Below are 21,210 nucleotides of genomic sequence, written 5' to 3'. Positions count from 1 at the left end.
GGTGCGGGGTGCGGTCGCGCTGAACCGGTTGCCCCGGTGGGCGACTCCGGCCTTTCAATCGAGGAAGCGTCTCCACCACCGGAGCAGCACATCCTCGTTGTCCGCTGGCTCAATGCAGGAGAGGAAACTCGGGTCAAAGGGCTCCATGCTGGGTTCGAGCACCTGAGCAAGCTCGCGGTACTCCGGAAGCGTTTGTCCTGACAGTAAATCCCCCGCCTCGGGTCGCGGGCCCAAGGTCACGAGCGCTCGTTCCCCGGCCAACTCCTGAACGGAGGTGCTGGGGGATTGAAGCCGAGCACGAAGGCCGGCGGCTCCATTCAGCGTGCCGAGTACCGGTTGCCCGAGGAAGTTCAGCCAATGCACCCCATCCACCTGGGCACTCATGAAGTCACGGATGGTGGCGTTACGCAGGTCGAAGCCGGGATGGCGGGTGATCAGCGCACGCAAGGCCTCGGGTCGATCCATGTACTCGGGGGCAATGTCCAGTGCGAGTCCCGCATGGCCTGAGGCGAAGGGGAGTCTGGACGCCATGTCGAGGGTCAGTTCACGCATGGACCCTGGCCCATGCTCTTCCAGATATTCCTTTGGCAACGTGACGGTGAGAACACTGACATGGTTGGGCGGCGCCTGCCGGAAGGGAAGGGCGCGGTCATCGGCTCACCTGGTGTATTGCAGACCTCGTCGAGGGCTGACGAACAGCTTCATTCGCGCATCGACGTAGGACGTCCAGCGGAATGGACACCGCACTCCATCCTGGTGTTTCGAGGCATGTGTCCTCGATTACACGAAAAGAGCGTGTGGTCCGTCAAGCGAGAGCCGAACCGCGCGCTCTTTCCCTTCCCCGCTACAGCAGCTTGTCGAGGGTGATGGGCAGGTCGCGCACGCGTTTGCCCGTCGCGTGGAAGATGGCGTTGGCGACGGCCGCCGCGACTCCGACGATGCCAATCTCTCCCAGTCCCTTGGCGCCGAGCGGATTGACGATCGTGTCCTCCTCGTCGACGAAGATGACCTCGATGTCGTGCACATCCGCGTGCACCGGCACGTGGTACTCGGCCAGGTTGTGATTCATGAACCGGCCGAGGTTCGGGTCCACGGCCGTCTCCTCGTGCAGGGCCATGCTGATGCCCCAGACGACGCCGCCGATGATCTGGCTGCGCGCCGTCTTGGGATTGATGATGCGTCCGCCCGCGATGGCGCTCACCACGCGCGTCACCTTCATCACGCCCAGTTCCTCGTCGACCTTCACCTCCACGAACACCGCCGAGTGCGTGGACATCGTGTATGTCTTCTGCACGGGATTGGGCAGGGACGTCACCACCTCCTCCAGGTGGAGCACGCCCGCGTGCCTCATGGCCTGGGTGATGGACACCCCGCGCGACGGATCCTCCGTGAAGAAGACGCGTCCCCCGGCGAAGGTCACCTCGTTCAGCTCCGTCTCGGCGAGCGGAGACTTCTCCAGCTTGCGCGCCCACTTGAACACCTGCTCGCGCAGCTTCTCGCACGCCTGCTTCACCGCCGAGCCGACCGAGGACACCGTCCAGGAGCCGCCCTCCAGGGGAGACATGGGCAGCGAGGAGTCGCCGAGCTTGAACGTCACCGCCTCCAAGGGCACGCCGAGCGTGTCCGCGGCGATCTGCGTCATGGCCGTGTAGGTGCCGGTGCCAATGTCCGACGTGGCGCTGCTCACGGTGAGCGTGCCATCGATGCTCAGCACGGCCCGGGCACTGGCCGGTTGTTGCATCGCGTCCCAGGAGCCGGTGGCCATTCCCCAGCCGACCAGGTGCTTGCCGTCGCGCATCGAGCGCGGGGTGGCGTTGCGCTTGGACCAACCGAAGCGCTCGGCGCCCTGGCTGTAACACGCCTTGAGTTCCTTGCTGGAGAAGGGCCTGCCCGTGTTGGGATCCTTCTCGGCGTAGTTCTTGAGCCGCAAGGCCACCGGACACATGCCCAACTCGTGGGCGAGTTCGTCCATGGCGGACTCCAGCGCGTAGAGGCCGAGCACCGCGCCGGGCGCGCGCATGTCCACGGGCGTGTACTGGTCCAGCGGCACCACCTTGTACTCCAGCCGCACGTTGTCGCACGCGTAGAGCTGGCCCGACCAGTTGACCACCACCTCGCAGTAATCCTCGAAGCGTGATGTCTCGGCGAAGGCCTCGTGGACGACGGATTCGAGCGTGCCGTCCTCCCGCGCGCCGAGCGCCACGCGTTGAATCGTCTGCGGGCGGTGGCCGAAGGTGAACATCTGCTGGCGGGTGAGGGTCACGCGCACGGAGCGCTTGAGTTCACGCGCGGCCATGACGGCGAGGAAGAGCTGGTATTGCGGCCGCAATCCCGAGCCAAAGGCTCCGCCCACGAAGGGCGAGCGCACGCGCACCTCGTTCTCGCCGAGCTTGAAGATCTTCGCCACGTACTGCTGGCTGTTCATCACGCCCTGGGTCTTGTCGTAGAGGGTGAGCGTGCCGTCGTCCTCGTAGATGACCGTGGAGGCGTGGGGCTCCATGGGATTGTGGTGCTCGACGGGCGAGGAGTACTCCGCGTCGACCTGGACGGAGGCCTTGCTCAGCGCCTTGTCCGCCTGGCCCCGGGGCTTGGGCGGAGGCTGGTAGCCGCCCTTGCCGGGAGCGGGCTCATGGCCCTTGTGCTGGCGGGCGCGCAGGTCCGTCTCGTGCTCCTGGGTCTTGTATTCCACGCGCACGAGCGAGGCGGCGTGGCGCGCGAGCTCGAACGTCTCGGCGACGACGAGCGCGATGGGCTGGCCGCTGTAGATGATGTCGGCGCCGTCGAGCGGCCGGAAGGGTGACCCGGCGGGGGCGTCATCATCCTTGTAGTTGCGGTCGAACCAGGCGGTGCTCGGCCGGTTCTCATGGGTGAAGACGTGCAGGACGCCCGGGACGGCGAGCGCGGCGGATGTGTCGATGGACTTGATGCGGCCCTTGGCGATGGTGCTCGACACGACCATGCCGTAGAGGAGGCCGGGCTTGTTGAACTCACCGGCGTACTTCGCCTGTCCTGTCACCTTGAGGCGCCCCTCCACGCGGGAGATGGGCTGGCCGATGGGCTTGGAGGAGGTCGTCATGGGGTGTGCTCCAGTCCGGCGGCCTGGGCGAGGGCGCGTACGATGGCGCGCCGGGCCAGCTCGATTTTGAAGGTGTTGTGACCAAAGCCCTTGGCCTCGCGCAGGAGGGCGTCCGCCACGGGTTGGAAGTTCTCCAGTGTGGCGGGTTTGCCCCTCAGCAGGGCTTCCGCCTCGGTGTCCCGCCAGGGCTTGTGGGCCACGCCTCCGAGCGCGATCCGGGCCTCGCGGATGGTCGTGCCGTCCAGGTCGAGCGCGGCGGCGACGGATACGAGCGCGAAGGCATAGGACTGACGGTCGCGCAGCTTGAGATAGGCATGGTGGCGGGTGAAGTCCTCGGGAGGCAGCTCCACCGCGGTGATGAGTTCACCGGGCTGGATGTTCGTGTCCAGGTGGGGGGTGTCCCCTGGCAGGCGATGGAAGTCCGCGATGGGGAGGGTGCGCTGCCCCTTGGGGCCCGTCATGTGGATGATGGCGCCGAGCGCCGCCATGGCCACGCACATGTCCGAGGGGTGGGTGGCGATGCATTGCTCGCTCGCGCCGAGAATGGCGTGGATGCGGTTGTATCCCTTGAGCGCGCCGCAGCCCGCGCCGGGCTCGCGTTTGTTGCAGGGCGTGCCCGTGTCATAGAAGTAGTAGCAGCGTGTGCGCTGCAGGAGATTGCCACCCGTGGTGGCCATGTTGCGCAACTGGGCCGACGCGCCCGCGAGGATGGCCTTGGCCAGCAGCGGATAGCGCCGCTCCACGTGTTCGTTGTAGGCGGCGTCGGCGTTGGTGACGAGCGCGCCGATGCTCAACCCTCCTCCAGGCGTGTTCTCGATCTTGTTCAGCGGCAGCCGGGTCACGTCGATCAACCGCTCCGGCCGGGCGACGTTCTCCTTGATGAGGTCCACCAGGTTGGTGCCGCCCGCGATGAACTGGGCGGCGGGGGTGCTCACGGCGGCTTCCACGGCGCCAGAGACGTTTTCTGCCCTTTCGAGAGTGAATCGGTTCATGGCTCCGTGCCCTCGTTGGCCTGACGCCTCGCCTGATCGATCGCGGCGAGGATGTTGGGATAGGCACCGCAGCGGCAGATGTTGCCGCTCATCAGTTCGCGCACGTCGTCGAGGCTCTTCGCCTTGCCTTCGGAGAGGAGTCCCACCGCGGAGCAGATCTGCCCGGGGGTGCAATAGCCGCATTGGAAGGCGTCGTGCTCGATGAAGGCTTGCTGGAGCGGGTGCAGGGCCTCGCCCGAGGCGAGCCCTTCGATCGTGGTGACCTGGGCACCATCCTTCATGACGGCCAGGGTCAGACAGGAGTTGATGCGCTTGCCATTGACGAGCACGGTGCAGGCGCCGCACTGGCCATGATCGCACCCCTTCTTCGTCCCCGTCAGGTCCAACGTCTCCCGGAGCAGATCGAGCAGGGTCGTCCAGGGGGCGACGTCCAGTTGTTTGCGCGCACCATTGACCTCGAGGGTGATGGGATGGGTCGAAGGACCGGTGCCTGGTTTCCGCGACGTTGTACTCATCTGAACACTCTCCTGGCGAGAGCCGATCAATGTGGCACTGGCCCGATGGGGACAGCGGCCGTTTCGCGAGGAAGGTGTGGGTCTATCGGCTAGTTGATAATGCTCGAGGGCTTCCGGGGTGATGTTTGTGGAATAGAAGAAAGCCAGACCCTCGCGCCCATGCGGCGCGGCGTTGCCCAGGGAGGCGGGGTGGTGGGTCCGGCACGGGAAACAGGTCTCGGCGTGTGGGGTCTTCTTCACTCCGGGACGGAGGGAAAAGGCGCCAGAATCCGACGATTGCCCTCCCTTCGATACGATGGAGGGTGTTCAAGGCCATACTGTACTGTTCTTGTCACCGTCACCGTCGACGGCCCGACAGGGGGCTTGCCATCATGAGGAACGACAGGAATCAGCAGAAGCTGCGTCTCCACAAGGAGACGATCCGTCAGCTTTCCGAGGAGAGCCTGAGCCGGGTGGCGGGCGGCAACGGGGATTCCGGCGGCATCATCTGCCTTTACTCCCTCCTCCTTTGTGGTGACTCCATCATCTGTTCCATCCTGGCGGGCTCCTGCGATAACGACAACAGCGGGTGAGCTTCCGAGGAAGGCATGCCTTCCTCCGGACATCCAAGTCGCCCGAAGATGAGGGCGGGGTGGGAAGCACAGGTCCACATCCCCGTGAGGTAATACAGGACCTGAATGGGCGGACCCACTGTGTGGAGCACCGTCAATCCAGACGGCCCCCCCAACAGGACGGTCGTGCCCATGAGCAGTGACAAGGCTGGTAAGAAGCTCCGCCTCCACAAGGAAACCCTGGTGAATCTCTCGGATGCGAGCCTGAGTCAGGTCGCGGGAGGCAACGGTGATTCCGCGGGCATCATCTGTGTGTTCTCGATATTGATCATCTGTGGCGACTCCATCATCTGCTCCGTGCTCGCCGGCGCCTGCGAAAACGACAACGGCGATAGCAGTGGCGGCAGCAGCAGCAATAGCGGCCTCCGCTGAGGCCAGCACGACGCGTTCCCCCGCGCCTCCCCCGCGCGAGCCGCTTTCCGCGCGGGGGAGGTGTCGTGGACGATGCGCGGGAGTGGGCGCCTTGCCGACCACGCCCAGCGCGATGGGCTTGTGGGTCATTCTTCTCGGGCCGCGCTTTGCCTGACGAGAGCGGTGGCTTCGGCGATGAGTTCTGAGTCGGGGAAGACGCGCTGGGCGCGGCTCGAGAGTTCAAGCGCGGCGTCGAACTTCTCCTGCTGGCTCAGCACTCCAATCCAACCCGCCCAGGCCTCCTCCAACAGTTTGCTGGCCCGCTGGGCTGCCTCCGCGAACAGCGGTTCCGCTTCCTCGGGAGAGTCCCGGACAACGTCGAGGAAGTGGGCGAGTTCGACGAGCGCCGAGGCATCTTCACCGGAAGACTCAACGGCCAAGCGGAGGGCCTGCTCTCCCTCGTCGAATCGTTCTTGCGCGCCGGTGTCCTGGCGATCGAGCAACAACGATCTGCTCAGGGATAGGAGGTTGGGTACGCACGCGGGACACTGCTCCGCCAGTTCCCGGTGCGCCTGGATTCGCCGCGCACTGCCCGCTTGCAACTGCTTCGCTGCTTGCAAACGACTCCGTAACTCTTCTGGCGTCATATGCATGGTGAGCCACCTGGTTCTTCTCCAGGAGCCGCTGATGTTCCTGCGATTTCGTCTTGCAGGAGGCCAGGCAACAAAACGGGTCGGTGTACGGTCAATAGCCTCACCGCCAATTCCAGACGGCATTCACTGGAGCGTCTCGCGGGAGCTGGACGGTGCCGGACTTATCGCCTGGCTGACGTGGCATGCGCGCTTCCGGGCCACCCAGGGCAATGCACACCGGGTACTTCCTGCCGTCCGCCAGGAGGGCCGTCGTGTAGCGACCGGTGACGGCGGCCTCGCCGAATTCGTCTGTCAGCCCAGGGCCCGTCCACAATTCGCCGTACAACAGCGTCCCCTCCGTCAACAGCCCCTCACCCTCCGTGACGCGGCCGATGACGGCGCCTTCCCGATAGAGCCCCACCTGCCATTGAGTTCCCGGTTGCTTGACGTCCACGAGGGCGCGCAAAAGACTGCCCGTGGTGAGCTTCAGCTCCTTGAACATGGCATCGGTGGCTTCCGTGGGGCACCGTGCCGGCTTGGGATGCACCTGCGCCGCCGCACAGCCCAATGTGGTGGCGGCGCAGAGCCAGGCGGCGAGAACACTCGAGCGCGAGGTGCCACGAGAGGAAGAAGCGGAGTCCGGGGACTGGGTGGGGTGCACGGGCGGGTTTCCTCGTGAGGTGGGGGCGGAAGCGTCAGGCTCCGCCACGGGAGAGGACAGAGATGCAACTCGAAAGAGCGGCCCGATGGCGAGGAGAAGAAGGAGTACCGCCAACAAGGCGATGAGCCACCTGCCGCGCAGCAGGCGGGGCGTCGGCTCCCGCGCGCCGCTCTCCGCCAAGGGAGCACTCCCCGAAGGGGGCTCCTCCTCGTTGGAGGACGTGTCCCGGGTGGGCGAGACGTCCTGCTCCGTCGACGCCTCGAAGGCTTCGGGGTCGGGCTCCGTCAGGGGCTTCTTCCAAGCCGGGGTGTGCCGCTCCTTGTCGGCGGCCTCCTCCAAGGCCTGGAGCAGCGCCCCGGTGTCGGGGTAGCGCGCCTCGGGCTGCTTCTCCAGCAGGCGCATGGCGATGTCGCTCAGGGAGCGCGGCGCCAGGGCGTTGAGGAGGTGCGGCGGCGTGGGAGGCGTGTCGGCGATGGCGGCCAGCAACTCCTTGTCCGGCAGTTCCGGGCTGAAGGGGTGCGCGTCCGTGAGGGCCTGGTAGAGCAACACGCCCAGCGCATACAGGTCGGCGGACACGCCCCCCTGAAAAGGAACACCTCGCTTCCACGCCTCCGAGCGCGTGTAGGCCACGAGTTCGGGTGGCACCAGGTGCAGTACGCCCTCGGGCAGGCCCAACGTCTGGGTGAGGGCCCCGGGCAGACGCACGGTGCCGAAGTCGATGAGAAAGGGCCGTCCGTCCGCACGGCGGATGAGGATGTTTTCCGCCTTCAAGTCCCGGTGGTACACGCCGCGCTCATGCAGCGCGCCCACGGTGCGCACCACGCCCGAGAAGGTGTCCACCAGCCGGCCCGCATGGGCCGGTTTGCGCCAGCGCCACTGGTGCCAGTTGTCCCCGTCGATGAAGTCGGTGATGAGGAAGGAGTATCCCTTGGTGGGGTTGGGCCAGAAGTCCACCGCGTGCACGCGCAGCAGGTTGGGGTGCGTGGCGTAGGTGAAGAGGGCCGCCGCCTCGCGCGCCAGTCTCCGGTAGGTGTGCTCCGCCTCCACGTGCTCCTCGTCGGAGAGCTCCTCCGGGGCGTCGGAGAGGGGGCGCAGCGCCATCTTCATGGAGTAGGGGTGGCCGTCGCGCTCCACCTTGAAGACGCGGGCCGACCCTCCCTGGCCCAGCACCTGGAGGATGTGCCAGGGCCCCACCCTATCGCCGGGCTGGAGATGGTCCGGGTGCAGGGCGTCCGTCATGGGGCGCATACCTAGAGGACCGCCTTACCGATGACAAGGCGTCGCTCGCCGCCCTTCTCGCCCAACTCGACGCGAAACACCTCGTCTCTGGCCCAGGAGGGGGGCTCCGTTTCCACCACCACCCACCCCGTTTCGCCCGCGGCGAGCCGCGCCCTGTCCATGCGGACGGAGAGCACCTTCACCGGCGTGCCGTCCGCCCGGGTGAGCCGCGCTTCGCCCGCCGTCCAGGGCTGCTGGCCGGGGAGGTTGTGCACGCGGACGGACACCATCGCCCACGAGTCCGCCCGAAACCCGGTGCCTTTCTGCAGCTGCAAGCCCGCCTGGACACCCTCGACAATTTGGATGCGCCGGGCCCCGACACCGCCCACGCCGAGTCGGCCGGACAGCACGAGGCTGGCGGGTCCGCCCGCCTCGCACTGGGCCAGCGCCGCCTCCAACACCTCCGGCGAGCGGTGGCTGCGCACGACATCCACCCGGGTGTCCACCGCCGACGGGTGGGAGACGAGCGCGAAGGTGGCGGAAGCTGGCGACGCGCCGTCCTTGTAGCGCACCCGCAGGCCCAGGCGCTCTCCCTCTCCCGGAGGCACGAGCGGCTCGAGGAAGACGATTCGCTCGCCCACGTCCACGAGCCGGAAGCGCGTGGCCCGCCCCTCCACCTCCACCGAGGCTTTGTCGATGGGGGCATTGAAAACCAGCGTGGTGGCGATGTGGGTGGCCACCCGCACCTCTGGCACTGGTTCGCTAGGGCCGCCAGGGGCCACCACCTGGCGCTCCTGGCGCTCGCGAACAAGGGACTGGGGCTGCGCTGCCGCCGTCGTCCCCATGAGCAGCAGGAAGGGCGGAAACCACGGGAGAAGTCGGGCCAGAAGGGATACCTCCTGAGTCCACCCTACCAGATGTCGCACTCGGAATGACTCAACTCGTCTATCCAAGATGTCGTGCGATGAGTGATGCCACCGGGGCCGGGTGCGTTCGCGGGAAGTCGTGCCCGCCAGGACGACACGGCGCACCTTGTCGGGTGCGCGCAGCATCGCCTTGATGGCTACGAGTCCGCCCATCGACTGCGCGACCAGGTCCGCGGGTTCGGTGAGCTCGGCGAGGACGCGCGCGACAAGATCCTCGAGCCCCGTGATGCGAGGATCGTGTGGTTCGTTGCCCAATCCCGGCCAGGAGAGGTGCCGCCGTTCCCACTCTGGCGGGAGGAGTTCCGAGACGGGGCGCCAGAAGGCGGAGCTCGCCCCGGCGCCGGGAAGAAACAAGAGGCGTGTCATGTCGGCGGTCGTGCCAGTGCCTCGCGGGCCACGCGCTCCACGGCCTGGCACCGGAGTACGGTCCTTCCCGCCGCGTCGGTGCGCACCAGGCCCGCGAAGTACAACCGCACCTCTGGGCACTCCACCCGGTGATCGAGCGGTTCCAACGCCTTCACGGCCTGCCCGGCGAGCAGTTGTTCGAGTACCGCGTGGCAGCTCCGCTCCCCCTGGTAGCCATGGCGCTCGTCCTGGCGCAGTCGCTCCCGCACGATGCTTCGGAGCGAGGGACCGCGCGCGAGCCGCGCCGTGATCGAGTCCGCGTCTCGCGGCCCCTCGCTGCTCAAGGCCTCCTGGATCAGCCCCAGATGGCCTCCCGTGGCCGCGTGAACGCTCGCCGCGTGCCGTGCCTCGTCCGGGCTCATGGAGGCCAGATAGGCCCACACTTCCTCCACGGTGAGGTCCGGCACCTCGCGCTTGGGGGCACCCGTGAACACGGAGACGCTTCTCACCACGTGGTGGAGGATCCACGCCGAGCGCTCGCCCCCCGTGATGAGGATGTGGAAGTCCACTGGCGAGGGCTCGACCATCATCCGGCGCAGTGTGTCGCCCAGCCGCTGAAAGTGCTCGGAGGGGCCCCACTCCTGGCGCAGGACGATCAGGTGCTCGCGCCCGAGGCGCGCGGCCTTCTCGCGCAGATGCTCCACCAGCGTGTCGAAGCCCGTGACGCTGGCCTCTCCCACGAGCGCACGGCAGTACTCGGCCTCGGTGCAGTCGGGGACATTGGGAGGCGCCAGCCAGGTGACGTGTTGCCCATACCGCGCCGAAACACCCTGGGCGAGTGAGCGGGCTCCTCCATCCTCGGGAGCGAGCAACACCAGCCGGTGCTGGCTCCCCAGGATGTGCATGTATTCGTCTTCCAGCGCTGGCCGCTCCACGCCAGGCCTCGGGGGCGGCGCGGGAGGAGGGGGGACGGAGATGGCGGAGAACGCCACCGCTTCATGGCCGCGCATCACGGGAGGCGCGGGTGGTGCGAGGGGGGCGGCGGCCGGAGCGGGGAGCGGGGACGGACCCTGTCCGAACGCCGCCCGCGTGAGTCCGCGCAGGAACTCGGCCAGGGGCGCTCCGTGGTCCTCGTATTCGACGAGCTGGATGTTGTACTTCGGCCAGAGCGCTCCCCGATCGAGCTGTCCCTTCTTCATCAGCGCGAAGCTGGGGACCTGCCGCCCCTTGGTGATGCCAATGACATGCTCGAGCTGCTTGAGCACGTAGGGGTCGCTGAAGCTGAAGCCCATGTAGAGAAAGGGCCTGGAGCGGATCCACTCGCGCAGGCGGACCAGCGCGCTCGTGTAGTGGGAGTAGCTGGCGGGCCGCGCCTCGTCCCCATAGAGGCGCTTGTAGTCGGCGCCCGCGAGCACCAGCGTGGCGAGCCGGTGGATGGTGCCGTGCAGGTGCCAGACGCGAGGTTCCGTGGAAGAGGCCTGGAGGTCCAGCAGGTTCAGCTCGTCATCCTGGTCATTGGAGACGGGCTCGGCGTCCTCGCGGCCCCAGAGCAGGACGTCGTCGTAGTTGGTGGTGACCACCACGGGGGCCTGGAGTCCCCAGAGGGCATGGATCACGGACAGGTCCACGCCGTCCGGCCGCCGGTGGCGGATGCGCTCGCGGAGGAACCGGTTGAAGCGGTAGGGCCCCAGCTCCTGGAAGGCCTGCTCGGCCGCGGTGAGCAGGTCCCCCTGGTCGATGCGCTGGCGCACCTCCGCGATGGCGGCCTCCGGGCTGGCCTCCTCGTGCATCCGGTCGACCAGTCCCTCCAGGAGCCTGGGCCAGGAGGGAAACAGTCCTGGCTTGACGCCCATGCTGATGCCGGCCCCCACGAAGGGGACGAGCTGGTGTCTGCGAATCGCCTCGACCAGTTCCCTCGGATAGGTCATCGAGCCCTCGCGCCGCGTGTGGGCGGAATGTAGCAGACGGGGAGAGGCCTCGATTTCTTCTCCGCGACCCGCGCCGCTCCGGACACCTCGCGGCTCGGCGTGCTTCAACGGCGAGTGGCTGCCGTAGGGTCGGCCACGAGAGCGTCCGCCCGTCCGCTCCCTCGCTCATCCGGGCGGTGTCACCGCACTGTCATCCGCGTGGCGCGGCTTGAACGGCCGCCGTGCGATGGACGGGAGTCATTCCTACCTTCCATCGCATGAGCCGTCGTGCCAGCCTCGTGCTGCTCAACACCTTCTCGTTGACCCGCCTGCCCCTGGCCTTGCTCTTCGTCTGGCTGGAGTCGCCGCTCGCTCGGGTCCTCCTGGTGGTGATCGCCGCCCTGACGGACTTCCTGGATGGGTGGATCGCACGGCACAAGCACCTGGAGTCCTATTGGGGCGCGCTCATCGATCCCCTCGCGGACCGGGCCTTCGTGATGGTGGCGTTGTTCACCTTCATGGTGGAGGGGCGGCTGACTCCCCTGGCGTTCGGCGTGTTGGTGGTGCGGGACGTGGCCACGGGCCTGGCGTTCATCGTGACACGGATGGTGCCGAGGCTGCGGCCGGTGCGCTTCCAGGCGCGCATGTTGGGCAAGGTGGTGACGACGCTCCAGCTCGCGGCGCTGCTCGCGGTGTTGTTGGCACCCGGGCTGGTCGTCCCCCTGGTGGTGGCGGTGGGCTTGATGTCGCTGGCGTCCGTGGTGGACTACGCGGCGGTGGTGTGGCGCTCCGCGGCGCGTCTCTCCGCGGGGGGCGCTCGCCTGCCCTCGTCCTCGCGGCGGCGCGTGGCGTAAGGGCCTGGGCGAGAGCCCCCTCGACGGCGGGGGCTCTCTCCTGACGGGGCGCCGTGCTACTTCGCGTCCAGGTAGGCGCGGTAGGCCTCGAAGCCGGAGGGCCGGCCCAGGAAGTCCTTCACCAGCTCGGCGGCGGGCTTGGAGCCTCCGGGCTCGAGCACCATCTGGCGGTACTTCATCGTGGTGGCCCGATCGAGGTAGCCGTGCTTCTGGAACTCGGTCTCCAGGTCCTTGGCGATGACGAGCGACCAGATGTACGTGTAGTACGCGGCCGAGTAGCCCTCCAGGTGTCCGAAGGAGAGCTGGAAGTGGGTGCCGTCGCGGTACTCGTGGCGGAAGGGGCTGTACTTGTCCTGGAGCTGGGCGAGCACCTGGGTGGTGTCGAAGCCCGGCGAGCGCGAGTAGTAGTCGAGCGACACGGCGGCCAGGAACATCTGCCGGCGCGTCCACAGGCCCTTGCCGGCCTCCTTCGCCGCGCGGAGCTTGTCCACCAGGGGCGTGGGGATGACCTCGCCCGTCTGATGGTGGCGGGCGAACTCCTGGAGGATGGCGGGATTCTGCGCCCACTGCTGCAGGAGCATGGAGGGCGTCTCCACGAAGTCCCACTCGGTGGAGATGCCGCTGATGCCCTTCCACTTCTGGCGGCCCGCGAAGACGTGGTGCAGCAGGTGGCCGAACTCGTGGAAGAAGGTCTCCACTTCGTCCTGCGTCATCAGCTCGCCGGGGCGCGGGAAGTTGCAGACGAGCGCGCCCTCGGGGTAGCGCTTGCCGAGCTGGCCCGTGGTGATGTCGAACTGGGCCGCGTGCTTGTACTTGTCCTCGCGCGGGTGCATGTCCAGGAAGATGCGGCCGAGCAGCGTGCCGTTCTCCGTGACGTCATAGGCCTCCACGTCCGGGTGCCACACGGCGGCGTCCTTCACCGGCACGTAGGTGATGCCCCACATGCGCGAGGTGATGTCCATCACCCCCTGCTTCACGCGGCCGTACTCCAGATAGGGCCGCAGGGACTGGGAGTCGAAGCCGAGCGTCTCGGCCTTGAGCCGGTCCTCGTAGTAGTCCTGGTCCCAGGGCTCCACGCGCGAGGCCTTGGGGTTGTCCTTGCGCTTGCGCGCGAGCAGCGCCGCGTTCTCCTGTTGGGCGCGGGACTCGGCGGTGGCGGCCACCTTGTCGATGAAGTCCGCCGCCGTCTGGGGCGTGCGCGTCATCTTGGTCTCGGTGACGTAGGCGGCCCAGGTGGGGTAGCCCAGGAGCGTGGCCAGCTCGTGGCGTTTGGCGATGAGCTGGGAGAGCACCTCCAGGTTCTTCGGGTACGCGCGCTGGTGGTAGGCGCGCCAGAGCTGCTCGCGCGCCTTGGCGTCGCGCGCGTACGTCATGAAGGGGAAGTAGTCGGGGTAGTTGGAGGTGAGGACCACCAGGCCCTTCTTGTCCGGAGCGTGCGCGCGGATGAAGTCCTCGGGCAGGCCCGCGAGCGCCTGGGGCGGCAATTCCACCCGGCGCACGTCCTCGGCGATGTTCTGGTTGAAGCGTTGGCCGAGCTTGAGGATTTCCTCGTTGAGCGCCTTGACGCGCTCGCGCGTGGCGTCGTCGCGGTCCACTCCCGCGCGGCGGAAGTCCAGGAGCGTGCGCTCCATCCAGTAGCGCGTGGCGGCGTCCTCGCCCTTTAGGTCCACGGCGCTCAGGGCGTCGTACACGGCCCGGTCCTGGGCGATGGACACGTTGAGGGCATCGGCCCGTTGCTCGCATTCCCGCGCGGCATCACGGAAAGCGGCCTGGGGGTGAACCTCACGGGCGAGTCCCGCGCGGCTGAAAGCCGAGCCCAGGGCGGCCATGGCGTCGTCGTAGGCTTCCAGGACGCTCCGGTGGTCCCGCGACGAGGGGAGGGCCTTGAGGGCGGCGATCCGGGCGCGTGCCGTGTCCAGGTCGGCGGTGCAGGCGGCGGTGAAGTCTTCCAGCGAGCCGGACAGGGGGCGGGAGCCCTCGGGCGCGGGCGGTGTCGGGCGGGAGGCCGGGGCCTCCTGGAGGGGAGCGGACATGGGCGCCTCCGTGGGGGTCTTCGAGGGGGTGTGGGAACAACCGGCCGAGGTCAGCACGGCCGCGAGCCAGAGCGCTGCGGGTCTCAAGACAACTCCTTCAGTGGGGATCAGGCGGTGGCGACTCTACCGCGTGCGGCCCGGGTGGCGGAGCGCCGTGGGAGTGGACACGGGCCGCCCGGTGGGCGTCGCTTCTGGCGAGCCTCTGGTCGCGGGGACAGACACCTTGTGTCGTTTCTCGTACGGATTTCTTGATTCGGGATGAACACGGTTCATTCTCTTCAGCCTGTTATTTACAGTCATTGACAGTGCTGGCGCGGAGCCGATGGGTCACCGGGTTATGGCTGCTCCCGCTTGCGTGTGGGTAATTCGTACGCTGCCGTCGCAGAATTTCCACCAGGGTCGTCGACGTGAGAGCGGGGGTCCCTCTCGAGGGCCACTCCGCGAGGTGCCCCGATGCAACCACCCGCCATGAAAACCAGCGTCGACGTGTCGCGCCTGCCCGAGGTTCCGCTCGTGCGGGGTCCTCGCCTGTCGATGCTGCGGATTCCCTCGGCCTGGGCGGTGGAGCCAAGCCTGTACGCGAGGGCGATGGATCGCCACACGCGCGCACGGGTGCTGTCGGTGGGGCTGCTGCCGCGGGAGCCGGCGCGGGTGCGGCGTTTCGAGGCGGGCCAGTTTGGTCTGCTCACGGCGCATGTCTATCCGAAGGGGCGATGGGAGCGATTGGCGGTATGCAATGACTGGCATGCCTGGCTGTTCCTCTTCGACGACGAGGCGGACGAGTTGGAGGAGGTGGGCCAGCGTCCCGACTACCTCCGGGCGTATGTGGAAGCGTGTCTGGCCGTGCTCCGGGGCGGCCGACCCCGCCCGCGTGCCACGCCGCTCGAGCGCTTCACGTTCCAGTTGCGCCAGCGCCTGCGCGGTCTGGCGAGCGAGCTGTGGATGGAGCGCTTCATCCACGACGTGGAGGACTACCTCCTGCGGGGCACGCTCCTGGCCGCGCGCCACTGGACGGACGGCACGGTCCCCGAGCTGGAGCGCTATATCGAGCAGCGCGCCCTGGACTCGGGGGTCTACACCGCCCTGGACCTGGTGGAGTTCGCCGAGCCGGGCCAGGAGCTGCCCGAGGAGCTGTTCCGCCTGCCCCTCGTGCAGCGCATGCGGCAGTTGTGCACCCGGGTGGTGGCGCTGACGAACGACCTCTTCTCCTTCGAGAAGGAAGTCCTCTGGCACCAGAACCCGAACAACTTCGTCCACGTGCTGCGGGTCCACCAGGGGTTGGGCCTGGAGGAGTCCATCTTCGCGGCGATCGAGTTCATCAACTCGGACACGGATGCGTTCGTCGCGTGCGAGGAGGCCCTGCTGGCCTCTCGGTTGAGTGATCCGCGGGTGCTCGCCTATGTGGAGGGCCTGAAGGCGTGGATCCTCGGCAACGTGCACTGGTCCCTGGTGACGGGGCGCTACAGTTCGCCCACGTCGCCTTTTCCCGAGCTGCGCCGCTAGGCGGGGGTGGGGGCGTTTCCGTCCGGGGGCAGGTGCTCCCGGATGACGCCGAGCCAGTAGTCGCGCCCGTAATACTGGCTCATCTTCCCAATCCGGCGGCCGTCGCGGAACAGCAGGAAGGTGGGGATGCCGTAGAGCCCGAAGCGCCGCGCGAGCTCCTCGTGCTCGTAGGCGTTCACCTTCACCACGCGCATGCGCGCCCCCTCCAGCTCGGACAGGAGCGCGGGCTCGGCGGCCGCGTAGATGTCGCAGTTGGGGCAGCCGGGCCCCCAGAAATCCACCACCACCAGTTCGCCTTGGGGTTCCAGGACCAGGGCGTCGAAGGTCTGCGGCGTCGCGTCGTAGCTCACGGGATGTGCCATGCCGACTCCCTGTAATGGGGGGGACCCCTCCGCTTCAACCCTGGAGGAGGAGGGAGCGTGCGCGGGGATGTGCGGAAAGGCTGACCGGACGTGGTGGGGCCGTGCACAATAGGGGCAGAGGTGTACTGCGCAGCGAGCCTGGGGCACCCTAAGTTGGGGCCCTTCGACGTGGAGGGGACATGCACGAGTGGCTGGAGGGACTTCAGAAGTCGGCGGTCAAGACGTCGGCGGGAGTGGGCCAGGAGGATGTCCGGAGGGCCGAGACGGAGAGCGGGGTGCCCGTTCCCGAGGAGCTCGCCGTCCTGTGGAAGACATTCGATGGGGGCACGTTCCAAGGGGACGTCGTCCTCTTCAGTCTGCATGGTCCCGAGGGTGCGCCGAGCGTGCTGGAGAAGACGCGGCTGAAGCTCGAGGGACTGCCCGCCGCGGGGCTCTGGCGCATCGGAACCAAGGGTCATCACCGGCACCTGTTCGCCGCGCGCAAGTCGGCCATGGTGGAGCAGGGGGACGGGCCTCTTCCGGGGTGGGCCGAAGGGCTCTCGGACGAGGACTGGCTCTACGGCACCTGGGAGACGGAGACTCGCGAGCTGCGCCTGTACCGCTCGCTCCAGGGCATGCTCGAGGTGCTCGTGCCGCCCAAGGAGGTGGAGGAGTTCGGTGACCGGACCTACGCCCAGGCCCTCTCGATGGTGCAGGGGGCCTTGAGCGACCTCTCGGTGGAGTACGAGGAGGGCGAGACGGCCCGGGCCCCGGCGCGCGCCGACGCGGAGGAAGAAGAGGAGGCGGGGGAAGAGGACGTGGCCCGAGCCAAGGTCGACGAGGACGTGGAGGAGGACGAGGCCGACGAAGAGGCGTTGGCGCGGGCCGATGAAGAAGAGGAGGCCCTCCTGGCGGAAGACGAAGCCGAGGCGATCCTTTCCGAGCAGGACGAGGCCGAGGAAGAGGGCACGGAAGCCGACGAGGCGTTGCGTCAGCCGGTGGTGGCCGCGGCCAAGCGTCGGACGGTGAAGTTCCAGAAGCCAGAGGAGGAGGCCGAGGTGGAAGAGAAGCCCACGGCCCCCGCGCGCAAGCCAACCAGGAAGGCTCCGGAGAAGCAGCCCGCTGCCGGGAAGAAGGCTTCGGCGAAGAAGGCGGCCGTGAAGAAGGCTCCGGCCCGGACCGCCGCGAAGAAGGCCGCCACGAAGAAGGCTCCGGCGAAGAAAGCTCCGGTGAAGAAAGCGGCCGGGAAGAAAGCTCCGGTGAAGAAAGCGGCCGGGAAGAAAGCTCCGGTGAAGAAAGCGGCCGGGAAGAAGGCTCCGGCGAAGAAGGCTCCGGCCCGGACCGCCGGGAAGAAGGCTCCGGCGAAGAAGGCGGCCGTGAAGAAGGTCTCGGGCAAACGCGGCGGGGCGCGCGGCCGCCGCTGAGCCGTCATCCGGACGGAGGGCCCTCCTGGGGCCCTCGTCTCGGGCTCGGGAGAGGTCAGTCGTTGGAGAGATCGTCCGGACGGATGGGCCGCATGGGCTCGCTGGGCCGGGCGGTGATTTCCTGCTCCTCTTCCTCGTCGCCCGCCCGGCGGAACTCCTGGATTTGATCCGGGAGGATGTCGCGCGAGTCGGCTTCTTCCTCCAGCGGCGGGCTCATGGACAGCTCCGCGTCGGTGAGGTTCAGCTCCTCCCGGCCGGTGATGGGATCCCGGTGGCGCAGGGATTCGGATTCGCCCACTTCCTCGGCTCCGAGCTTCTTGAATCGCATGGCAGTGTCTCCCAGGGACGCCGGGATGGCGCTCTAGCAACGGTGCGAATCCAAGAGGCTTCACGCAACGGCCCTCGACCGCCCGCTCGCCGCCAGGGCGCTCAGCGTGGGGGAGGCGCGCCGGAGGGGTATTGAGGCTCGGCACCCGCCCACACCATGAGCAGGGCGAGCACGCGCGAGAGCGTTTCGCGCAGGGCGTAGCGGCGGGTGGTGGGACGGCCCTCGTCCGCGGCCACGCCCCATGCGTCGATGCCCACCGAGTTGGCGATGTAGAGCGCCCGGGTCAGGTGGAAGCGCTGGGTGACGAGCAGGGCCTCTCGCACTCCGAAGACGGTGCGGGCCCGCACGGAGCTGTCGTAGGTGGACAGGCCCGCGGTGTCTTCCTGGATGGCCTCGGAGGGGACGCCCCGTTCGCGCACGTAGCGCACCATGGCGCGCGTCTCGTCGTGGAAGCGGTCCGAGTTGTCTCCGCTGAGCAGCAGCATGCCCACCGTGCCCGAGTGGTAGAGGGCCAGGGCGGCATCCAACCGTTGGGCGAGCACGGGCGAGGGTTTGCCCCCCGGGGCGAGGCCCGCGCCATACACGAGCGCCACCGGGGCCTGGGGAGCTTGCGCGCGCGGGAGGATGCGATCCACGTAGCGCCACTCCACGTAGAGGGACACGGCCCCCACGGCCAGGGCGGCGCCCAGGCCCAGCCCGAGCACCATCAGGAGGGCTGATCGCCTCCACCGCTTCTTGTGACCGCCACTGCCCATGAATTTCCGGCCCAACGGCCGTGACCCTCCTTGTCGTCCCAGCGCCTGGTGGGAAAAAGCAACTCCCTTGCCCGCTACCCGACCGCCGACACGGGCGGTGGATTCCCGGCTCCCGGAAAAGGGGGCGTCTGGTTGGAAGGCCACGGTTGACCGGCCGCCACACCAGCCTATATAGGGGGCCGCGACCGGGCCGAACCCTCAGGCCCTCGTTTCTACAGGAGCTGGTGGCCTCATGGCGTCTCTTCGCGACATTCGCAAGCGCATCCGCTCGGTGAAGAACACGCGGCAGATCACCAAGGCGATGAAGATGGTGGCCGCCGCCAAGCTGCGCAAGGCCCAGGACGCCATCACCGCCGCGCGGCCGTACGCGCAGATCCTCGACCAGATCATCTCCGACCTCGTCGTGCGCTCGCAGGGAGAGGAGCTGGCCCATCCGCTCCTGGCCTCGCGCCCGATCCGCAAGGTGGAGGTGCTGCTGCTCACGTCGGACCGCGGCCTCGCCGGTGGTTTCAACTCCAACGTGATCCGCCGCGCCAGCCGCTTCCTCTACGAGAACAGCGGCGTGCAGGTGGAGCTGTCCACCGTGGGCCGCAAGGGCAACGACTTCTTCCGCCAGCGCGGCCAGCAGATGCGCAAGGACTTCGGGCACCTGTCCCAGAAGCCCGACTACAACCAGGCCGCCGCCGTGGCCGAGGAGATGAGCGCGCGCTTCCTCAAGGGCGACGTGGATGCCGTCTACATCATCTACAACGAGTTCATCTCCGCCATTAACCAGAAGGTGACCCTGGCGCAGCTGCTGCCCCTGCAGACGCTGTCGGTCAGCGCGCCCACCGCGGCCCAGGTCGGCCAGGCCGCCCCCCAGGCGCAGCCCACCCCGGATCTGGTGGACTTCAAGTACGAGCCGGGCCGCCAGGAAGTGTTGGATCGCCTGGTGCCCCAGGCCGTGGCCATCAAGCTCTACCGCTCGCTCCTGGAGAGCGTGGCGAGCGAGCACGGCTCGCGCATGTCCGCCATGGAGAACGCGACGAGCAACGCCACGGACATGATCGCCAGCCTGTCGCTCACCTACAACCGCACCCGCCAGGCGGTCATCACCAACGAGTTGATGGAGATCGTGTCGGGCGCCGAGGCGTTGAAGTAGAAGTTCGGCTTCTGGCCAGACGGCCTCCAATGTTGACCTCCGGGGGAGCCTGCGAGTAGAGCGGGCCCGCCCATCCCCCGGGCCACCCTTTTGAAGCAGTGACGGGAAGACAGTCCATGAGCGCTCAAGTTCCGACGGTAGGCAAGGTGACCCAGGTTCTCGGTCCTGTGGTCGACGTGGAGTTTCCGCCCGGTGGTCTCCCCGAGGTGTTCACCGCCCTCAAGCTGACCAACCCCAACGTCAGCGCGGAGCAGAACAACCTCACGCTCGAGGTGGCGCAGCACCTGGGCGAGAACACCGTGCGCTGCATCTCCATGGACTCCACGGAGGGTTTGAGCCGGGGCCAGCCGGTGACGAACACGGGCGCCCCCATCCTGGCGCCGGTGGGCAAGGCCACGCTCGGCCGCATCCTGAACGTCACGGGCGAGCCCGTGGACGAGAAGGGCCCCGTGGTCGCCAAGGAGGCGTGGCCCATCCACCGCCAGCCGCCTCCGTTCACCGAGCAGGACGTGCGCGTGCAGATGTTCGAGACGGGCATCAAGGTCATCGACCTGCTCGCTCCCTACACCCGTGGCGGCAAGATCGGCCTGTTCGGCGGCGCCGGCGTGGGCAAGACGGTGCTCCTGCAGGAGCTCATCCGCAACGTGGCGGTGGAGCGCGGCGGCTTCTCCGTGTTCGCCGGCGTGGGTGAGCGCACCCGCGAGGGCAACGACCTGTACCACGAGATGCAGGACAGCAACGTCATCAAGGTCGACAACCTGGAGGAGAGCCAGGTGGTGCTGGTGTACGGCCAGATGAACGAGCCGCCCGGCGCCCGCGCCCGCGTGGCCCTCACCGCGCTCACGATCGCCGAGTACTTCCGCGACGTGGAAGGCCGTGACGTGCTGCTCTTCGTGGACAACATCTTCCGCTTCACCCAGGCCGGTTCCGAGGTGTCCGCCCTCCTGGGCCGTATCCCCAGCGCCGTGGGTTACCAGCCCACGCTCGCCACGGAGATGGGCAGCCTGCAGGAGCGCATCACCTCCACCACCAAGGGCTCGGTCACCTCCGTGCAGGCCATCTACGTGCCCGCCGACGACCTGACGGACCCGGCGCCCGCCACCACGTTCGCCCACCTGGACGCGACCACGGTGCTCAACCGCGCCATCTCCGAGCTGGGCATCTACCCGGCCGTGGATCCGCTCGACTCGACGAGCCGCATCCTGTCGCCGGACGTCGTGGGCGCCGAGCACTACGCCGTGGCCCGCCGCGTCCAGGGCATCCTCCAGCGCTACAAGGAGCTGCAGGACATCATCGCCATCCTCGGCATGGACGAGCTGTCCGAGGACGACAAGCTGGTGGTGGCGCGCGCCCGGAAGATCCAGAAGTTCCTGTCCCAGCCCTTCTTCGTGGCGCAGATCTTCACCGGCTCGCCCGGCAAGTACGTGAAGCTCCAGGACACCATCCAGGGCTTCAAGGAGATCGCCGAGGGCAAGCACGACGATCTGCCCGAGTCCGCCTTCTACATGGTGGGCGGCATCGACGAGGCGAAGGCCAAGGCCGCCAAGCTGGCGGCCAGCTAGTTCCGCCAGCCGCTCCCGCCCCCCGCGCCAGGAGG

19 protein-coding genes and 1 pseudogene are annotated in these 21,210 nt (G+C 67.9%); 7 read left to right on the top strand and 13 right to left on the bottom strand.

The features are described from left to right. Nucleotides 1–54 precede the first annotated feature (54 nt). From MEBOL_RS13395 to MEBOL_RS13380, 4 genes are all read right to left on the bottom strand, one after another. The gene (locus MEBOL_RS13395; protein WP_095977797.1) at nt 55–591 is read right to left on the bottom strand and encodes a type VI immunity family protein; all 537 of its coding nucleotides are present in this window, start codon (nt 589–591) and stop codon (nt 55–57) included. Nucleotides 592–844: 253 nt separating this feature from the next. Continuing rightward, on the bottom strand, nt 845–3,076 hold the full coding sequence (locus tag MEBOL_RS13390; protein WP_095977796.1) for a xanthine dehydrogenase family protein molybdopterin-binding subunit: 2,232 nt from the start codon (nt 3,074–3,076) through the stop codon (nt 845–847). Beyond that, nucleotides 3,073–4,068 (bottom strand): FAD binding domain-containing protein, encoded by a 996-nt coding sequence (locus tag MEBOL_RS13385; protein WP_095977795.1) that lies wholly within the window; start codon nt 4,066–4,068, stop codon nt 3,073–3,075. Before MEBOL_RS13385 ends, MEBOL_RS13390 begins: the two co-directional genes overlap by 4 nt. Beyond that, nucleotides 4,065–4,583: a (2Fe-2S)-binding protein gene (locus MEBOL_RS13380; RefSeq protein ID WP_095977794.1), complete on the bottom strand. Its 519-nt coding sequence runs from the start codon at nt 4,581–4,583 to the stop codon at nt 4,065–4,067. The genes MEBOL_RS13385 and MEBOL_RS13380 overlap by 4 nt, the downstream gene beginning before the upstream one ends. Before the next feature lie 371 nt (nt 4,584–4,954). On the opposite strand from MEBOL_RS13380, the gene MEBOL_RS13375 reads away from it, so the two are divergent. Both MEBOL_RS13375 and MEBOL_RS13370 read left to right on the top strand, forming a co-directional pair. Then, entirely contained in the window at nt 4,955–5,155 is a 201-nt protein-coding gene (locus MEBOL_RS13375; RefSeq protein WP_095977793.1) for a class I lanthipeptide, read from the top strand. A 171-nt stretch (nt 5,156–5,326) separates the two neighbouring features. Next, nucleotides 5,327–5,566, top strand: a complete 240-nt coding sequence (locus MEBOL_RS13370) for a class I lanthipeptide (protein WP_095977792.1) — start codon at nt 5,327–5,329, stop codon at nt 5,564–5,566. Nucleotides 5,567–5,691: 125 nt separating this feature from the next. Here the strand turns inward: MEBOL_RS13370 and MEBOL_RS13365 are convergent, their stop codons facing one another. From MEBOL_RS13365 to MEBOL_RS13350, 5 genes and pseudogenes are all read right to left on the bottom strand, one after another. Further along, nucleotides 5,692–6,048: a hypothetical protein gene (locus MEBOL_RS13365; RefSeq protein WP_170115497.1), complete on the bottom strand. Its 357-nt coding sequence runs from the start codon at nt 6,046–6,048 to the stop codon at nt 5,692–5,694. A gap of 250 nt (nt 6,049–6,298) precedes the next feature. Further along, nucleotides 6,299–8,077 (bottom strand): serine/threonine protein kinase, encoded by a 1,779-nt coding sequence (locus MEBOL_RS13360; RefSeq protein ID WP_095982760.1) that lies wholly within the window; start codon nt 8,075–8,077, stop codon nt 6,299–6,301. 11 nt (nt 8,078–8,088) lie between these two features. Beyond that, nucleotides 8,089–8,901, bottom strand: a complete 813-nt coding sequence (locus MEBOL_RS42775; RefSeq protein WP_095982759.1) for a DUF2381 family protein — start codon at nt 8,899–8,901, stop codon at nt 8,089–8,091. 69 nt (nt 8,902–8,970) lie between these two features. After that, a pseudogene (locus MEBOL_RS44060) lies at nt 8,971–9,348 on the bottom strand (alpha/beta fold hydrolase); the annotation flags it as partial. Further along, nucleotides 9,345–11,255 (bottom strand): SIR2 family protein, encoded by a 1,911-nt coding sequence (locus MEBOL_RS13350; protein WP_095977790.1) that lies wholly within the window; start codon nt 11,253–11,255, stop codon nt 9,345–9,347. The pseudogene MEBOL_RS44060 and the gene MEBOL_RS13350, both read right to left, overlap by 4 nt. A 257-nt stretch (nt 11,256–11,512) precedes the next feature. Here MEBOL_RS13350 and MEBOL_RS13345 point away from each other — a divergent pair, with 257 nt between their 5' ends. Then, the gene (locus MEBOL_RS13345; RefSeq protein ID WP_245919721.1) at nt 11,513–12,088 is read left to right on the top strand and encodes a CDP-alcohol phosphatidyltransferase family protein; all 576 of its coding nucleotides are present in this window, start codon (nt 11,513–11,515) and stop codon (nt 12,086–12,088) included. A gap of 56 nt (nt 12,089–12,144) precedes the next feature. Here MEBOL_RS13345 and MEBOL_RS13340 read toward each other — a convergent pair whose 3' ends face one another. Beyond that, nucleotides 12,145–14,121, bottom strand: a complete 1,977-nt coding sequence (locus MEBOL_RS13340; RefSeq protein WP_095982757.1) for a M3 family metallopeptidase — start codon at nt 14,119–14,121, stop codon at nt 12,145–12,147. A 468-nt stretch (nt 14,122–14,589) separates the two neighbouring features. On the opposite strand from MEBOL_RS13340, the gene MEBOL_RS13335 reads away from it, so the two are divergent. Continuing rightward, the gene (locus MEBOL_RS13335) at nt 14,590–15,624 is read left to right on the top strand and encodes a terpene synthase family protein (protein ID WP_095977789.1); all 1,035 of its coding nucleotides are present in this window, start codon (nt 14,590–14,592) and stop codon (nt 15,622–15,624) included. On the opposite strand, the gene MEBOL_RS13330 is transcribed toward MEBOL_RS13335, so the two are convergent. Further along, complete coding sequence (locus MEBOL_RS13330) at nt 15,621–15,986, bottom strand: thioredoxin family protein (protein WP_095977788.1); 366 nt, start codon at nt 15,984–15,986, stop codon at nt 15,621–15,623. The two genes, MEBOL_RS13335 and MEBOL_RS13330, sit on opposite strands and share 4 nt — an antisense overlap. Before the next feature lie 179 nt (nt 15,987–16,165). Here MEBOL_RS13330 and MEBOL_RS13325 point away from each other — a divergent pair, with 179 nt between their 5' ends. Further along, the gene (locus tag MEBOL_RS13325) at nt 16,166–17,389 is read left to right on the top strand and encodes an SMI1/KNR4 family protein (protein ID WP_095977787.1); all 1,224 of its coding nucleotides are present in this window, start codon (nt 16,166–16,168) and stop codon (nt 17,387–17,389) included. 55 nt (nt 17,390–17,444) lie between these two features. Here MEBOL_RS13325 and MEBOL_RS13320 read toward each other — a convergent pair whose 3' ends face one another. Next, nucleotides 17,445–17,717 (bottom strand): hypothetical protein, encoded by a 273-nt coding sequence (locus tag MEBOL_RS13320; RefSeq protein ID WP_095977786.1) that lies wholly within the window; start codon nt 17,715–17,717, stop codon nt 17,445–17,447. A 101-nt stretch (nt 17,718–17,818) separates the two neighbouring features. After that, entirely contained in the window at nt 17,819–18,487 is a 669-nt protein-coding gene (locus MEBOL_RS13315) for a SanA/YdcF family protein (RefSeq protein ID WP_425437617.1), read from the bottom strand. 217 nt (nt 18,488–18,704) lie between these two features. Between MEBOL_RS13315 and atpG the strand changes: the two genes are divergently transcribed. Both atpG and atpD read left to right on the top strand, forming a co-directional pair. Next, nucleotides 18,705–19,613, top strand: coding sequence for an ATP synthase F1 subunit gamma (gene atpG / locus MEBOL_RS13310; protein WP_095977785.1), 909 nt, complete (start codon nt 18,705–18,707; stop codon nt 19,611–19,613). Nucleotides 19,614–19,729: 116 nt separating this feature from the next. Beyond that, the gene (atpD, locus tag MEBOL_RS13305; RefSeq protein ID WP_095977784.1) at nt 19,730–21,175 is read left to right on the top strand and encodes a F0F1 ATP synthase subunit beta; all 1,446 of its coding nucleotides are present in this window, start codon (nt 19,730–19,732) and stop codon (nt 21,173–21,175) included. The last annotated feature ends 35 nt before the right edge of the window (nt 21,176–21,210 follow it).

This window comes from Melittangium boletus DSM 14713 (assembly GCF_002305855.1).
Classification (GTDB): domain Bacteria; phylum Myxococcota; class Myxococcia; order Myxococcales; family Myxococcaceae; genus Cystobacter; species Cystobacter boletus.
The sequence above is the reverse complement of the archived record's forward strand: the minus strand, read 5'-3'. Positions and strand labels throughout refer to the sequence as shown.